At 47.8% G+C, this 640-nt stretch carries 1 protein-coding gene; it reads left to right on the plus strand.

Annotation, left to right across the window (positions count from 1 at the left end; genetic code table 11):
• The coding region (locus tag ACFING_RS10080; RefSeq protein WP_375630840.1) for a phage tail tape measure protein at positions 1-640 on the plus strand (640 nt) is incomplete at both ends.

Here is a 640-nt window from a genome sequence, read left to right on the forward strand (position 1 = left end):
CTTCTGCCAAGCGAGATCTTGCAGCCTTTAGTTCAGATGTTGCGCATTTCCAAAACAAGACAAGGCAGCATTTTAAAGGGTGGTTTGACCCGGAGCATCTTGAGGATGCGACAAAGAATGCGGAAAATGCTTTTATCCAAGCGCGGGGGCGCATGGTGGGTGCCATTGCGCAAACAGCAACCTTAATAGCGCCGCTCTATAAAGCCATGCAATTTGACCAATCGATGAAAGGATTGGAAAAGGTTCTTGATGCTCCTCTTCATCGCTTAAAAGAATTGCGCCGTTTTGCTTTGGAAACCTCCACTAAGATTCCGCTAGCGGCACGTGAAGTTTTAGAACTGATGACCAGTGCTAGCCAAGCAGGGATTGGCGAACAAGATCTAGAAGCTTTTAGCATTTATGCTGCCAAAGCGGCTGTTGCTTTTGATATGACGGGGGATCAGATTGGGGAGCGCTTTGCCAAATTGCGCAATGTCTTTAAGCTTAATCAGGCAGGTATTGAAGATCTAGGTGATGCTATCAATCATCTCTCTAATCACATGGCGGCAAAAGCCAGTGAGGTGTCTGATTTTACCAATCGTGCCACCGGTGCGGCAACCATGTTTAAGCTCACCGCGCGGGAAACCGCAGCATTTGGTAC

This window comes from Bartonella sp. AP150HLJHH (assembly GCF_042196385.1).
Classification (GTDB): Bacteria; Pseudomonadota; Alphaproteobacteria; order Rhizobiales; family Rhizobiaceae; genus Bartonella.